Raw genomic sequence first — 14,535 nt, forward strand, 5'->3', positions numbered from 1 at the left:
GCGAGACACCCGCATGCCGACCGAGTCCGCCGAGCAGCCGCCGGTCATCGATCTGGTGGATCCCGAGCTGTACGCGAAGGGCGACCCCTTCGTCCAGTGGCGCTGGCTGCGGACGCACCAGCCCGTGCACTGGCACGAGCCGACGCAGTACCCGGGCTTCTGGGTCCTGACCCGGTACGACGACATCCGCGCGGCCTACCGGGACGCGGCCACCTTCAGCTCCGCCCAGGGCATCCTGCTGCGCCCCGAGAGCCACGGCGCCGACCCGGGCGGCGGCCGCACCCTGGCGCTGACCGACGCGCCCCGGCACCGTCAGCTGCGCGGGCTGGTCGACGGCTGGTTCTCCCTGCGGTCGGCCCGGGCCATGGAGGAGGACGTCCAGAGCGTCGTGGGGCGGGTCGTGGACGACGCTCTGGAACGGGGAACGTGCGACTTCGTCACGGACGTCGCCGCCCGTCTCCCGCTGTACGTGATCTGCAAGATGATGGGGATCCCCGGCACCGACTGGGAGAAGCTCTTCACGCTCACCAGCGACGCGTTCGGCGCCGGTGACCCGCTCACCCGGCGCCTCGCTCACCTGGACATCCTCGGCTACTTCGAGGCGCTTCAGGCGGACAAGGCGAAGGATCCGGGCGACGACCTGGTCAGCGTGCTGGCGACGGCGAGCGTGGACGGTGAGCGCCTCTCGCCGGACGACGTGATCCTGAACTGCGACAACCTCCTCGTCGGCGGTACGGAGAACACGCGCATCGCCACCGCGGGCGGCATGCTCGCGTTCCTGCGCCGTCCCGACCAGTGGCAGCTCCTGTCGGACAACCCCGACCTGCTGCCGTCGGCGGTGGAGGAGGTGCTGCGATGGACCTCGACCGCCACCCACATCATGCGCACCGCGACGCGCGCGGTGGAGATCCGCGGCCGGCGGATCGCCGCCGGTGATCGCGTCACCTTCTGGCTGCCCTCGGCCAATCGGGACGAGTCCGTCTTCGAGGACCCGGACCGGTTCGACATCCGGCGGCAGCCGAACCGGCACCTGGCGCTCGGTTTCGGCGAGCACTTCTGCGTCGGCAGTGTGCTGGCCCGAGTCGAAATGCGGTTGCTGTACGGCGAATTGCTCCGCCGGTCGATCCGGGTCACGCTGGAGGACGAACCGACGCTCCTCAGCTCCATCGTCGTCAACGGCCCCGAGCGTCTGCCGGTACGCATGACTGCCGCCTGAGGTACGCGTGACCGCTGCCCGAGGTACGCGGGCGGACACGGGTGAGCCCTGGACCGGCGTCCAGGGCTCACGCCGTCACCGCGACGGACGGGCCAGCGCCAGCACGCTCAGACCGAACATGAGGACGCCCAGGGGAAGATGGACCGACGGGACGTGCGCGATACCGAGCACGACCTGGACCGAGGCGAGGACGAGGAAACCCGACGCGTGCCAGACGGGCCGGGGCGAGCCGCCGCCCGGCTTCCACGCCAGCACCGCCGCGAGCACGTACAGCATCGACGCCCCGTACATCACACGGGCTCCGACACCGTGCAGCGTCTCTCCGTAGGACGCGGTCAGCAGCAGTCCGGCGGAGACGGCCTGGAGGAAGATGGTCAGGGTCTGCAGGGCGATCGCGATCCGCAGGAACGAGCCGGTGCGCTGTGCCCTGGCCGTCGCCGTCGCCGTCGCCTGAGTGGCCATGTCGCAGTCTCCTTGTCCGCCCTCGGGCAGTAGATCGATAAGGTCTCACCGGTCCGACGAAGCGGGCCTGCGAAAGGTAAGGCGAGGGGGCAACCGGAACCATGGGGACTGTCGGGACCAGCGCCCGGGGGATACCGGGCGAACGACGCCAACTGATCAACGTCGCGTACCGGTTGCTCGGCTCGGTGACCGAGGCCGAGGACGCCGTGCAGGACGCCTACACACGCTGGTACGGGCTGCCGCGAGGCCGGCAGGAGGAGATCCTGTCCCCCGGCGCCTGGCTGACGACGGTGACCAGCCGCATCTGCCTGGACCTGCTCGGCTCGGCGCGGGCCCGCCGTGAACGCTATGTCGGCGCGTGGCTGCCCGAGCCGCTGCCCGACCGCACCGAGTGGGACCACACGGGCGACGCCGGCCCCGGGGACCCCGCCGACCAGATCGTCCTGGACGAGTCGGTGGCCATGGCCTTCCTCGTCGTCCTGGAGTCGATGACACCCGCCGAGCGGGTGGCGTTCGTGCTGCACGACGTCTTCCGGTACCCGTTCACCGAGATCGCCGGCGTCCTCGGCCGGACCCCCGCGGCCTGCAAGCAGCTGGCGTCCTCCGCCCGTCGGCGGGTGGGCGCCGCGCGCGCACCGGTGACACCGGCCGGCCAGGCCGACGTGGTGCGGCGCGTCAAAGAGGCGTGGGAGACCAAGGACATCGCCACCCTCGTCGGCCTCCTCGACCCGGCCGCCGTGATGACCGCCGACGGCGGCGGCATGGTCGGCACCGTCCTGCGCCCGGTCGAGGGCGGCGCGCGCATCGCCCAGTACATGGTCGCCATCGCCGACAAGGCTCCGGGGCTCGAACTCCTGGAGCGGTCGGTCAACGGCGCACCGGGCCTGGTGGCCCGGCGTGCGGGCGCCGTCGTGACCGTGGCCGCGTTCGACCTCTCCGACGGACAGGTCGACCGGATCTGGGTGGTCCGCAACCCGGAGAAGCTCCGGCCGTGGGCCCGGGAGGGCTAGGGCCTCTCGTTTGGATCATGCCGGGCTCGCGGGCCCGGCCGCCTCCGGGGGGAGCGACACGGCCCACGACCGGGACCGGCCGTCGCCGGGCGCCCGGACCGGAGCGGGGCGCGCGGGGGCTTGCCGCGCGCCGCTGAGCCTGGTTGGGTACCAGCACCTCGGGCACGTCGGGCGCGCCGGGCGGGTGGGGAGCGGAGCGGGCACGGTGCACACGACGGTACGGCAGGAGGACGCGTGGTCCCTGCCCCACGGGCTGGGGCGGGCGATCCGGGGCACGGCCGAGGAGATCGCCGCGCTGGTGCGGAGCGCGGGCGACACGGCGCTCGCCGTGCCGGGGTCGCAGTGGACCGTCGGCGAGGCCGCCGCGCACCTGGCCATGGCCAACGAGCTGATGGCCGACCTGGCGGCCGGGCGGGAGCGTCCCTACGGCGACGGCACGCCCCAGAGTCTCGCCGGGGCCAACGCGGAGTCCCTCGCCGACTTCGGGGAACGCCGGGCGGAGCCTCTCGCGAGGATGATCACGGAGCAGGCCGAGGCGTTCCTGGACGCTGCGGCGCGCCCCGCCGCCGACGGCCCGGCGCCGGCCACGCCCCTGGGTCCGATGAACCGGTCCGTTCTCGCGTCGTACCTGCTCACGCACATGCTCGGCCATGGATACGACCTGGCTCGCGCCCTGCGGCGTCCGCACATGATCGACCGGACACGGGTGGGCTTGTGCATGCCGTTCATGCTCTCGGTCATGCCGCGTGTCACGAACCCCGCGGCCACGGCCGGGCTCACGGCCCGGTACCGGATCCGGCTGCGCGGGGGCGAGGCGTTCGGCGTGTCCCTCGCCGACGGCGCCGTGCGGGTGACACCGGGGGCGCCGCGGCGCGCGGACTGCACCATCCTGCTCGATCCCGTCGCCTTCCTGCTCATCGCGCTGGGCCGGCTCAACCCCTGGCGTGCCATCGCCCAGGGGCAGGTCCTCGCCTGGGGCCCCCGGCCATGGCTGGCCCCTCGCTTCCCGACCCTGTTCACCGCCCCCTGAGCCGTCTCCCGGTGCCGGTTCCCTCGTACCGCTTCCCCCTCGTACCGCTTCCCTCGTCCCGTGGTTCCCTCGTCCCGGGTCGCGGCAGACGTCCGGTTCGGGTCGTCGATGCGGCTGTCCGGGTGCCTTCCGGACATGCCGCGAGCGAGCGACACCCGGGGAGGGGTATGTCGTCTCGCGCGAGGTGACCTCGGATCCGTGAGGAGTTCGGCTATGTACGCGGTGGTTCGGCGGTACGAAGGGGTGACCGATCCTGCCGAGGCAGGACGTCGGGTGGACGAGGGATTCGTGCCCGTCCTGCGCCAGGTCCCCGGATTCGTGGCCTACTACTGGATCGACGCCGGGGACGGAGTGATGGTCTCCACCAGCGTCTTCGAGGACGAGGAGGGGGCCGAGGAGTCCGTCGGGAGGGCGGCGGACTTCGTACGGGACCACCTCGCCTCACTGCTCCCCGACCCGCCCCAGGTCACGGCCGGCCGGGTGGTGGCTGCCGGGTAGCGGCCACCGGGCCGCGGCGGGACCGCGGGCTACAGGCGCAGGTCGTGGATGCCGCCGTCGACGGCCAGGACCGTGCCCGTGGTGCCGGAGGAGGCGGGCGTGGCCAGGAAGGCGATGGCCTCCCCGACCTCCTCGGGCCGGGCCAGACGGCCCAGCGGGTGCCGCTCGTTGAGCGCGTCCCGCGCCTCCTGCGGATCGGCGGCCTGGGCCAGTATGCGCTGGATCCAGGGGGTGTCGACGGCGCCGGGCGCGACCGCGTTGACCCGGATGCCCTCGCGCACGTGGTCGGCTGCCATCGCCAGGGTCAGCGAGTGGACGGCCCCCTTGGAGGTGGAGTACAGGACGCGCCGCTGGACGCCCATCGAGGCGAAGACGGAACAGGTGTTGACGATCGCGGCGGCGGGAGACTTGCGCAGATGGGGCAGCGCGGCGCGGGCCAGCCGCACCATGCCGACGACGTTCACGTTGAGCACGCGGAGCCACTCGTCGTCGTCGTTGTCGGCGACGGTGCCCTGCGCGGCGATGCCCGCGTTGTTGACGACGATGTCGATGCGGCCGAAGCGCTCGGCGATCTCGGCGACGGCGCCGCGCACGGAGGCGTCGTCGGAGACGTCGCAGGCGATGCCGACGGCGGGCGCGGCGACCTCGTCGGGTTTCAGGTCCAGGGCGGCGACCCGGACGCCCCGGGCGAGGAGGGCGGCCGTGGCGGCCGCCCCGATGCCGGACGCGCCGCCGCTGACCACGGCCACGAGGGAATCGGACGTCTGTGCTTCGCTGTTGGCGGCCACGGCTGGCGCCTCCTTGAGGGTGAGGTGCGGATCGGGTAGAGGGGGGAGGCCGGCCGGGCCTCAGCGCGCGGGACCGCGTTCCAGCCGCTCCAGCAGCGGGTGCACCTGGGCGCCGGCGGCCCCCACCGCGCGCCGCGTCCACCAGGCCGCCGCGAGATTGGACGTCAGCAGCGTGGTGCGGCCGAATTCGCGGTCCAACTCGGCCAGGGCGGCCAGCGTGCCCATGCCCGTGCCCGTGAACAGGACGGCTCCCTCGTCGGGGAGGCCGGCCTCGCGCATCTGCGTGAGGACCGTCCTGGTCGTCACCCGGTACGGGTCGAACTCGTGGTCCTCCTCCCGCGGGGCCGGCACGGCCGGGGCGAGGACGACGCGGTCGATCGTCACGCCGGCCTCCTCCCAGAAGGAGCGGGACGTCTCGGTGAGCCACGCCCAGTAGGGCGAGACGAGCGTCATGCGGGTGATGCCGAACGCCTCGCACACGGCGAGGATCGCCTGCGTGGTCGACAGCACGGGATAGCCGAAGCGCTCCGACAACTCGGCGCAGAATGCGCGGTCGCCGTCGGGGCCCAGAAGATAGTGCGACGCGTTGCACGCCACCACGGCGGCGTCCAGACGCATACGGCCGAAGGAACCGAGAATGTCGGGAAGCACGTCGTTGTAGCTCAGCATCGTTTCCTTTACTCCCATTCCGGGAGTCAACGGGAAACGCGAGGTGTACACATTCACCTCGGAGCCGATCAGGCGATGGAACTCCGGCTCCGCGATGGGGTTTTCCGGAGGAACTATGAGGCCGAGGCGGGGCAGCGGGAAAATGTCCATGGCAGCACATTAATGGGCGCTCGGGGCACCGGCGGCGGCAATCTTCTCAACTTGACGTTCCGCCACGCCAATTTTGCAACACGGCCCGGTCTTGACATTCCTTGACAATCCACTACAGAGATTTGACGGGACCGCCTTTACTCTTTCCCGCGGCTCGTTGGAGGGTTGTGGATCGACACGAACCACACCGAATGGAGTTGAGCCATGTCCAGCGCCACCCTCACCGGCGCCTGCCCCGAGTGCGAGACCGATCTCACCGTCCCGCCGGTCGTCCAGGGCGAGACCCTCGCCTGCCCGGAGTGCATGCTCACGCTCCGCGTCGAGGACATCAACGACGGCCGGCTGACGCTGGAGATGGTCGAGGTCCAGCTGCGCGACTGGGGCCAGTGACCGCACCCCACGCGGCGTCCCGGCGGCCCCTCGCCCGGCCGCACCGGACGCCGCGTGGGCTGACCGACTGTCCCGTCCCTCTTCACGGTTGGAGTCCTGGCATGTCCGATGCCCCGCCCATTCCCATGTCGGCGACCCTGGCCGCCGACGAGGCCCTGGCCCGCAGGCGCCGCGCCGGGGAACAAGTGCTGTACATGGCCGGCGGGGAGATCGGGCTGCCGGTGCTTCCCGCCCTGCGCCGGCAACTGGCCGCCGCGGCGGACCGGAACGCCTACGGCCCCGTGCCCGGCAGCCAGGCGCTGCGCGCCGCCGCCGCCGGGTACTGGGGGCGGCGCGGTCTCGCGATCGACCCCGGACTCGTCGTGGCCGGGCCGGGCAGCAAGCCCCTGCTGTTCGCGCTGCTGCTCGCGATCGGCGGGGACGTGGTCGTGCCCGTACCCAGCTGGGTCAGTTACGCCGCGCAGGCCCGGCTCGTGGGGGCCCGCCCCGTCCCGGTGCCGATCGCTCCGGGCCAGGGCGGAGTGCCCGACCCGGAGCGGCTGGGCGCGGCCGTCGCCGCCGCGCGGGCCGACGGCCTGGATCCCCGGTGCGTGGTGGTGACGCTGCCGGACAACCCCACCGGCAACGTCGCCTCGCCCGACACCGTGCGCCGCCTCGCGGCCACGGCCCGGGAACTCGACCTCGTCATCGTCTCCGACGAGATCTACTGCGACCTCGTCTACGACACCTCGGTGCCCGCCGAGTCCCCCGCGCTGCACGCCCCGGAGCGCACCGTCGTCACCACCGGGCTCACCAAGAACCTGGCCGTCGGGGGCTGGCGCACCGGTGTGGCCCGGCTTCCCGACAGCGACACGGGGCGTGCCCTGCACGACCGCCTCGTCTCGGTGGCCAGTCAGATCTGGTCCAGTCCGCCGGCGCCCATGCAGGCCGCGGCGGCGTACGCGCTCGGCGAGCCCCCGGAGATCACCGAGCATGTCGCGACCACCCGCAGGCTGCACGAGATCGTGGCGCGTGCGGTCGCCGACCGCTTCACCGACGCGGGGGCGACCCTCGCACCGGTGCGGGCGACCTGCTACCTCTACCCCGACTTCGGGCCGCTGCGCGACCACCTGGCCCGGGTCCACGACGTGCGCGGCGGAACGGACCTGGTCCGGTTCCTCGTCGAGCGCCACGGCGTCGGAACGCTCCCGGCCAGTGCCTTCGGAGAGCCCGGCGACCCCTTGCGGATCCGGGCCGCGACCAGCCGCCTCTACGGCGAGGACGACGAGCAGCGCACCGCCGCACTCGCGGCACCGGACCCGCTCGAACTGCCGTGGATCCGCAAGAACCTGGAGCAGATCGGCGCCGCGCTGGCCGATCTCACCGGCGCCCGCCTGTCCCGGCCCTGATCGGCGCCAACCCCGTCCGGCTCGACCCTCACATCAAAGGTTCAGCATCCCATCATGACAAGCGCCGAGCCGTCCACCGGCACCGCCGCCCCTTCGCTCGCCTCATCCGACGCGACGTCAGCCCCCGAGCAGAAGCTGCCGCTCTCGGCGCTGCTCGCCCTGGCCGTCGCGGTGTTCATCACGAGTCTCACCGAGACCCTGCCCGCCGGGCTGCTGCCCGACATGAGTTCCAGCCTGCACACCAGCGAGTCGGCCACCGGGCAGACGGTGACCATCTACGCGCTGGGGACGGTGCTCACGGCCATCCCGCTGTCCGCGGCCACCTCGGCCTGGCCGCGCAAGCGGCTGCTGCTGACCGCCATGGCCGGCTTCGCCGTGGCCAACACCGTCACCGCCCTGTCGGCGAACTACCCGCTCACCCTGGTCGCCCGGTTCGTCGCCGGCGTCGCCGCCGGTCTGGCCTGGGCGCTGCTGGCCGGCTACGCCCGCCGCATGGTCGCCCCCCACCAGGAGGGCCGCGCCATAGCGATCGCCATGGCCGGCATCCCCCTGGCGCTGTCCCTGGGTGTGCCGGCCGGCACCTTCCTGGGACAGGTGGCCTCCTGGCAGGCCGCGTTCCTCTCCATGACCGGCCTGACCGTGGTACTGCTGGTGTGGATCACGGCGGTCGCGCCGGACTACCCCGGCCAGCAGACCTCCGGCAAGATCCCCATGCGCCGGACCCTGCAGGTGCCGGGCGTCACCCCGGTGCTGGTCGTCACCCTGGTCTTCGTCCTGGCCCACACCATCCTCTACGCCTACATCGCCAGCTTCCTCGACCACATCGGCATGGGCGACCACGTCGACGCGGCCCTGCTCGTGTTCGGCGTCGCCTGCCTGATCAGCATCTGGGCCGTCGGCACCTACATCCACGCCCACCTGCGCACCCTGACCATCGTCAGCACCCTGCTGGTCGGCGTCGCCGTCGCGCTCATGGGCGCCTTCTCCGGCAACGACGCCCTGGTCTACGTCGCCGCCGCGCTGTGGGGCCTGGGCTGGGGCGGGGTGCCCACGCTGCTGCAGACCGCCGCCGGACAGGCCGGAGGGGAGGCGGCCGACGCCGCCCAGGCCATCCTGGTGACCCTGTGGAACGTCGCGATGGCCGCCGGAGGCGTCGCCGGCGGCATCCTCCTGAACGCCGTCGGTGCCGACGCGTTCCCCTGGACCGTGTTGATCCTGCTGGTCCCGGTCCTCGCCATCGTGCTCACGGCCCGCTCGCACGGCTTCCCCGGCCGACGCTGACCGGGCACCGAACCGACGCGGCGCCGGGGCGTCACCTTCCGCCCCGGCGCCGACCGACTACACCCGCCGATCCCTGAGGAGACCCTGACAGTCATGTCCATCATCTTCGAGTGCGAGTACCAGGGCCGCCGGTACGCGGGCCGCGGCATCGCGGCGCCGGGCGGTTCCGTCACCCTGTACCCGGTGGCCGACGGGCAGTTGCAGGCGGCCCTCGTCGCCGGCAAGGGCCCCGAGGAGCTCGGTGCCGCCGTTCCCGAGGGCGGCGAGCGGATCGAGGTGGAACTCGACGACCCGGGGCTGAAGTTCCTTCCCCCACTGCTGCCGACCGCCTCCAACAACTCCCTGATCAACGGGTTCATGGGCACGCACCGCTCCAAGTTCGACCGCGACCCGGAGCCGGACGAGGAGTTCACCCCGCCCAACTACTACATCAAGGGCTTCGGTTCCTGGCTGCGGCTGCCGGACGAGCCGCTGACCACCCAGCACGACCCGGTCTGGCTCCTGGAGGAGCCCGAGGTGGTGCTGGTGTACGCCAACGACGAGCAGGGCATCCCGCACTACGCCGGTTACACCTTCGGCAACGACCTGAACGACATCGGCCTGCACCGGCAGAACCCGTGGGCCTGGACGCCGTACGCCAAGCTGTGCGAGACGTCCATCGCGCCCTGGCTGTTCCTCGACGCTCCGCCGGAGAAGGTGACCGGCACCGTCACCATCGAGCGTGACGGCGGCAAGGCGTGGCAGGGCCCCTTCTCGTGCGGCGCCGACTCCATCTTCCACCGGATCCCGGACATGGCGGAGTACCTCTTCTCCCACCCGCTGCTCCGCCGCCCCGGCCTCGTCAACTACCTGTTCCTGGGCGCGGACAAGGCCACGTTCCACGACGGCTTCCGCATCGAGAACGGCGACCGGATGATCCTCGACGTCAGCAGCCACGGTGTCGTGCTGGCGAACCAGGTCCAGTACGGTACCCCGCTCCCGAAGTAGCCCTCTCCCCCTCACGCGGGACGCCCGGGCCCCCGGGCCCGGGCGCGCCACCCCCGCACTTCGCCCGGCACAGCGCACGACACAGCGCACACGCACACGCACACGCGACGACAAGGGACACCAAGGATGGCCAACCAGGCGACCGGGTCGCTCCGGGGCACCGCGCGCGGCAGCGCTCCGGCTCCTCTCTCCGTTCTCGACCTGGTAGCGGTCGGAGAGGGCCACACCACGCGGGAAGCCTTGCGGACCTCCGCACGGCTCGCCCGCCTGGCCGAGGCCCGGGGCTTCCATCGCTACTGGGTCGCCGAGCATCACTCGATGCCGGGCATCGCCAGCAGCAGCCCCGCGGTGATCCTGGCGTACCTGGCTTCGCAGACCAGCCGGATCCGGCTCGGTTCCGGGGGCGTCATGCTGCCCAACCACGCTCCTCTCGTCATCGCGGAGCAGTTCGGCACCCTGGAGGCGATGGCCCCCGGGCGGGTGGATCTGGGGCTCGGACGGGCGCCGGGCACGGATCAGATGACCGCGCGGGCCCTGCGCGGGACCAGCGAGCCGGCGGCCGGTGACGCCTTCCCCAGCGAGGTGGCCGAACTCATCGCCTTCCTCAGGGACGAGTTCCCGCACGGGCATCCGTACCGCAGGGTGCACGCCGTGCCCGGGCCGGTCCAAGGGGGCGCGGAGGGGCAGCCCACGGTGTGGCTCCTCGGTTCGTCCGGCTTCAGCGCCCAGCTGGCCGGCCGGCTGGGGCTGCCCTTCGCCTTCGCGCACCACTTCGCGGCCCACAACACGATCCCCGCGCTGGAGCTGTACCGGCAGATGTTCCGGCCTTCCGCGGTGCTGTCCGAGCCGTACGCCGTCGTCGGTGTCTTCGCGTTCGCCGCGGAGACGGAGGAGAAGGCCCGGGAGCAGGCGCTCACCGGGGCGTTGACCACGGCGCGCTTCCGGAGCGGACACCCGGGGCTGGTGCCGACCCCCGAGGAGGCCAGGTCCCATGTCTTCTCGGCGTTCGAGCGGGAGATCCTCGGCGGCTGGCTCGACCACGCCGTGTACGGCACGGCGGAGACGGTACGGGAGCGGCTGGACGCCCTGCAGAAGCGCACGGAGGCCGACGAGATCATGCTCGCCTCCAACTCCCACGGCCTGGAGGAACGCCTCACGTCGCTGTCCCTGATCGCGGACAGCTACGGACTCCCGCATGCGGAGACCGGACCGGCGTAGCCCGCCGGACCACCCACGCGACAGCGCGGCGGCACTGCTTCGGAGCAGTGCCGCCGCGCTGTCGCGTACGGCCTGACGGAGGAGGCGCGGGCGAGGAGTGCGGCCGGGCTGGGACGGGCCTCGAAGGGGGGTGGGGCCTTGAAGGAAGTGGGGACCTCGAAGGGGGGCGGGGCCGCGAAGGGAGTGGGGGTCTCGAAGGGAGTAGGGGTCTCGAAGGGAGCCGGGGCCTCGAAGGGAGCGGGGCTGCCGGGCGGAGAGACGCCGCGCGAAGGGTTCGGCCCGGAGTGAGGCCATGGGGTGCCGGCTTCGCCGCGGTGGCGGCTGTCGTGTCCGCCGCCGGCTGTCGCGTCCGGGTCCCGCTCCTCGCCGGGACAGCCGCGCGGTCGCCGGGCGAGGAGCAGACCGCGCCCGCCACGACCCGGCCGACCGACGCGAGTGTCCCAAGACGGCCGCAACCGCCACGGCCCGGCCGACCGTCCGACGCGAGTGTCCCAAGACGGCCGCGCCCGCCACAGCCCGGCCGGCCGGCGCGGGCCTCCGAAGACGGCCACGCCCGCCACGACCCGGCCGGCCGGCGCGGGCCTCCGAAGACGGCCACGCCCGCCACGGCCGGTCGGCCGTGGCGGGCGCATGGGTGGTGAGGGGATCAGGCTCCGGTGAGGCGCCGCCGCAGCTCGCCCTTCTTGACCTTGCCGGTCAGCGTCTTGGGCAGGGCCTCGACGAGATCCAGCTGGTCCGGGACGAAGCGGGGGTCCTGACCGCGTTCGAGCAGGTGCTCCCGGATCTCCCGGAGCGTCGGCCGGGCACCGCCGCGCGGTACGACGACGGCGACGATCGGGTCGTCCGTGCGCCCGTGGGGCCCGACCAGGGTCGCCTCGGCGATCTTCGGGTGCGCGGAGAGAACCGCCTCCAGCTCGGCCATGGGGACGACGACCCCGTCGCGCAGGATGGCGTCCTTGGCCCGGCCCAGCACGCGGATGCCGCCGCGGCCGTCCTCACGCGCCACATCGCCGGTGTCGAACCAGCCGTCCGCGGTCAGCTCGGCGTCGAAGGCGTCCTGGTTCCGGTAGTACCCGAGCGCCTGGGACGCGCCGCGCACCCGCAGCCGGCCCACCTGGGCACGTTTGTCGGCGTTGCCGCACAGATCGATGCGGACCTCCATCGCGTCGATCGGCCGGCCGTGGCTGTGCGCGGACCAGTCCTGGTCGTAGTCCAGCCGGCTGATGGTGATCGGGCCGAACTCGGACATGCCCCACACCGAGTACGTGGTGGTGTCGAACGTGTCGCGCAGCTCGTCCACCAGCTCCTGGAGCACGGGTGCCGCTCCGGTGATGGTGTAGCGCAGGGTGGGCACCTCGTGCCGGTCGGCCCGCTGGGCCGCCGCCGCTCCGAACAGCGTGGGCGGCGGACCGTAGAGCAGGGTGGCGCCGTACCGCTCCGCCAGGTCGAGCAGACTGGTGTAGTTCCGGCCGTCCTGGAAAGCGACGGTCCCGCCGAGCATCACCCCCGCGAGGATGCCCTGGCCGAAGCCGGAGTAGTGCACCAGCGGCGTGGTGACGATCGCCACCAGGTCGTCGCGGAGCAGGAACGAGTCCACGTAGCCGCGCACGCCCGAGTGCACGGTGTTCTGGCTGTGCACGACTCCCTTGGAGAACCCGGTCGTACCGGAGGTGAACAGCACCACGAACGCCTCGTCGGGCCCGAGTTCACGGCCCTCCAGGTCGTCCATGTGCTCTTCCTCCCAGGGCACCGAGACGAAGTGGTCGTGGAAGTCGACCGTGTCCTCGGGTCCGTGGCCGCCGACCACCACGACGTGCTCCAGGGGCAGTTCGGAGCGGAGCGCGGTGATGCTCGCGGCGAGCGGATACTCCTGCCACTCGGCGACGGTGATGCACACCCGGGCCCCGGTGAGTTCGAGGCGGTGGCGCAGCTCCTCCCCCTGGCACTCCGGCGCGATGGGGCAGATGACGGCGCCGACGGCGATGCAGGCGTACATCAGCGGCACCATCTCCCACCGGTTGGGCAGCTGGACGGCGACGACGTCGCCGCGCTGCACCCCCAGTTCGAGCAGGGCCCCGGCGAACCGGTCGGTCAGGAGGGAGAGTTCGGCGTAGTCCAGGGTGTCCGTACGGGCCTCGTCGAGGCGGCGTCCGGCGATGGCCAGCTTGCGCGGACGGATCCGCGCCTGCCGGCGGAGGTCGTCGAGGAACGTCTCGTCCCTCCACCACCCGCGCGACCGGTACTCGGTCGCGCGGTCCGCGGCCGGCCCGGTGGCCGGCCGAGCGGTCGGGGGAACAGTGGTCGTCATCGCAGTTCTCCACGTCGTATCGAGAGCAGCTCCGGCAGCGGGTCGCCGGCGCGTGCGGCGGCGATCTCCAGCAGGGCCCGGGTGTTGTCCCGCACCCGGTCGCCGATCCAGTCGAAGACCCACGCCTTACGGGCGTCGGCCGCCAGGTCGAAGGGGACGACCCGGGTGACGGCCAGGGCGGCCGCGCCGGCCCCGCCGATGTTGGCGATGACGCCCGGCACCAGGGTGGCGCCGGCCGCCCGCGCCTTCTCCCGCGCCTCGGCGTCGGAGGCGAGGTTGGCGCCCTCGACCACCAGGGCGGCGCGCAGCCGGTGTGCGTTCTCGGCGTTCAGCGCGTGCTTCTGGGCCGCGAGGATCAGCACGTCGGCCTCGACGTCGAGCCAGGCGTCCGGCGTGCTGGTGGTGGTGACGTGCTGCGGCAGGCGGGCGCGGTCGATGCGCCCGAACTCGTCGGTGATCGCGACGAGGTCGGCCACCGGCAGCCGGTCCGCGCTGATGGTGCCCTGCACGTCGGCGACGCCCACGACGATGTGGCCGCGGTCCTCCAGGAACTGGGCGACCGCGCGGCCCACGGCACCGAAGCCCTGCACCACGACGCGGGCGGACTCCGTGCGGCCGCTCGCCTCCAGGGCGGTGACCGCGGCGACGCCGACACCGTGCCCGGTGACGTCGATGAGCGGCTCGTAGTAGGTGCGCCAGTCGATGGGCATGTCCGGGGCGCCCAGGCGGTAGCGCGGGTCGTAGCCCGCCTCGTCGAAGAACACGGCCCGGTCGGCCGGGGTGACGCCCATGTCGATGCCGAGGTGGATACCGCCGTGCAGCAGCGGCTTGACGGTGCGTCCGAAGGTGCGGAAGGTCTCCTCGCGGTTGCTGCCGTCGGAGACGATGCCGCCCTTGGCGCCGCCGATGCGCAGGCCCGCGAGCGTGAACTTCTGGGTCATGTCGCGAGCGAGGCCGGCGACTTCCTCGACGGTCACGCCGGGCGTCATCCGCACGCCGCCCATCGCCAGGCCGTCGACGAGCGTGTCGATGACCACCCAGCTCTTGATGGTGCCGCCGCTGCCGTTCAGGTGGACGACGAGCGCGGGATCCTGCGTGTTGTCAACGTCACTCATTGCCAAGTACTCCAGTTCGTCACAG

The 14,535-nt window shown here is 72.6% G+C and carries 14 protein-coding genes; 9 read left to right on the top strand and 5 right to left on the bottom strand.

The window, feature by feature from the left end; translation table 11 throughout:
* The first annotated feature begins 13 nt into the window (after positions 1 to 13).
* The gene (locus tag ACZ7KF_RS00055; protein WP_471067482.1) at positions 14 to 1,216 is read left to right on the top strand and encodes a cytochrome P450; all 1,203 of its coding nucleotides are present in this window, start codon (positions 14 to 16) and stop codon (positions 1,214 to 1,216) included.
* A 75-nt stretch (positions 1,217 to 1,291) separates the two neighbouring features.
* Here the strand turns inward: ACZ7KF_RS00055 and ACZ7KF_RS00060 are convergent, their stop codons facing one another.
* Positions 1,292 to 1,678, bottom strand: coding sequence for a hypothetical protein (locus ACZ7KF_RS00060; RefSeq protein ID WP_471067484.1), 387 nt, complete (start codon positions 1,676 to 1,678; stop codon positions 1,292 to 1,294).
* Positions 1,679 to 1,779: 101 nt separating this feature from the next.
* Between ACZ7KF_RS00060 and sigJ the strand changes: the two genes are divergently transcribed.
* The 3 genes from sigJ to ACZ7KF_RS00075 all read left to right on the top strand — a co-directional run bounded on the left by sigJ (position 1,780) and on the right by ACZ7KF_RS00075 (position 4,216).
* Complete coding sequence (gene sigJ / locus ACZ7KF_RS00065; protein ID WP_471067486.1) at positions 1,780 to 2,688, top strand: RNA polymerase sigma factor SigJ; 909 nt, start codon at positions 1,780 to 1,782, stop codon at positions 2,686 to 2,688.
* A 205-nt stretch (positions 2,689 to 2,893) separates the two neighbouring features.
* Positions 2,894 to 3,718, top strand: coding sequence for a maleylpyruvate isomerase family mycothiol-dependent enzyme (locus ACZ7KF_RS00070; protein WP_471067488.1), 825 nt, complete (start codon positions 2,894 to 2,896; stop codon positions 3,716 to 3,718).
* A 273-nt stretch (positions 3,719 to 3,991) separates the two neighbouring features.
* A complete protein-coding gene (locus ACZ7KF_RS00075; protein ID WP_471067490.1) occupies positions 3,992 to 4,216 on the top strand; it encodes a hypothetical protein in 225 nt (74 codons plus the stop codon).
* Positions 4,217 to 4,245: 29 nt separating this feature from the next.
* Here the strand turns inward: ACZ7KF_RS00075 and ACZ7KF_RS00080 are convergent, their stop codons facing one another.
* Positions 4,246 to 5,004, bottom strand: coding sequence for an SDR family NAD(P)-dependent oxidoreductase (locus ACZ7KF_RS00080; RefSeq protein ID WP_471067493.1), 759 nt, complete (start codon positions 5,002 to 5,004; stop codon positions 4,246 to 4,248).
* 60 nt (positions 5,005 to 5,064) lie between these two features.
* On the bottom strand, positions 5,065 to 5,823 hold the full coding sequence (locus ACZ7KF_RS00085; protein WP_471067496.1) for a maleate cis-trans isomerase family protein: 759 nt from the start codon (positions 5,821 to 5,823) through the stop codon (positions 5,065 to 5,067).
* A 204-nt stretch (positions 5,824 to 6,027) separates the two neighbouring features.
* Between ACZ7KF_RS00085 and ACZ7KF_RS00090 the strand changes: the two genes are divergently transcribed.
* The 5 genes from ACZ7KF_RS00090 to ACZ7KF_RS00110 all read left to right on the top strand — a co-directional run bounded on the left by ACZ7KF_RS00090 (position 6,028) and on the right by ACZ7KF_RS00110 (position 11,087).
* Complete coding sequence (locus ACZ7KF_RS00090; RefSeq protein WP_471067499.1) at positions 6,028 to 6,213, top strand: lysine biosynthesis protein LysW; 186 nt, start codon at positions 6,028 to 6,030, stop codon at positions 6,211 to 6,213.
* A 101-nt stretch (positions 6,214 to 6,314) separates the two neighbouring features.
* Positions 6,315 to 7,601, top strand: coding sequence for a pyridoxal phosphate-dependent aminotransferase (locus ACZ7KF_RS00095; RefSeq protein WP_471067501.1), 1,287 nt, complete (start codon positions 6,315 to 6,317; stop codon positions 7,599 to 7,601).
* A 54-nt stretch (positions 7,602 to 7,655) separates the two neighbouring features.
* Positions 7,656 to 8,882 (top strand): MFS transporter, encoded by a 1,227-nt coding sequence (locus ACZ7KF_RS00100; protein ID WP_471067503.1) that lies wholly within the window; start codon positions 7,656 to 7,658, stop codon positions 8,880 to 8,882.
* A gap of 93 nt (positions 8,883 to 8,975) precedes the next feature.
* Positions 8,976 to 9,869: a fumarylacetoacetate (FAA) hydrolase gene (locus tag ACZ7KF_RS00105; RefSeq protein WP_471067506.1), complete on the top strand. Its 894-nt coding sequence runs from the start codon at positions 8,976 to 8,978 to the stop codon at positions 9,867 to 9,869.
* A 126-nt stretch (positions 9,870 to 9,995) separates the two neighbouring features.
* Positions 9,996 to 11,087, top strand: coding sequence for an LLM class flavin-dependent oxidoreductase (locus tag ACZ7KF_RS00110; protein WP_471067507.1), 1,092 nt, complete (start codon positions 9,996 to 9,998; stop codon positions 11,085 to 11,087).
* A gap of 646 nt (positions 11,088 to 11,733) precedes the next feature.
* Here the strand turns inward: ACZ7KF_RS00110 and ACZ7KF_RS00115 are convergent.
* Complete coding sequence (locus ACZ7KF_RS00115; protein ID WP_471067509.1) at positions 11,734 to 13,395, bottom strand: AMP-binding protein; 1,662 nt, start codon at positions 13,393 to 13,395, stop codon at positions 11,734 to 11,736.
* Complete coding sequence (locus ACZ7KF_RS00120) at positions 13,392 to 14,510, bottom strand: Glu/Leu/Phe/Val dehydrogenase dimerization domain-containing protein (RefSeq protein ID WP_471067511.1); 1,119 nt, start codon at positions 14,508 to 14,510, stop codon at positions 13,392 to 13,394. Before ACZ7KF_RS00120 ends, ACZ7KF_RS00115 begins: the two co-directional genes overlap by 4 nt.
* Positions 14,511 to 14,535: the final 25 nt, after the last annotated feature.

This window comes from Streptomyces sp. NPDC038200 (assembly GCF_055600785.1).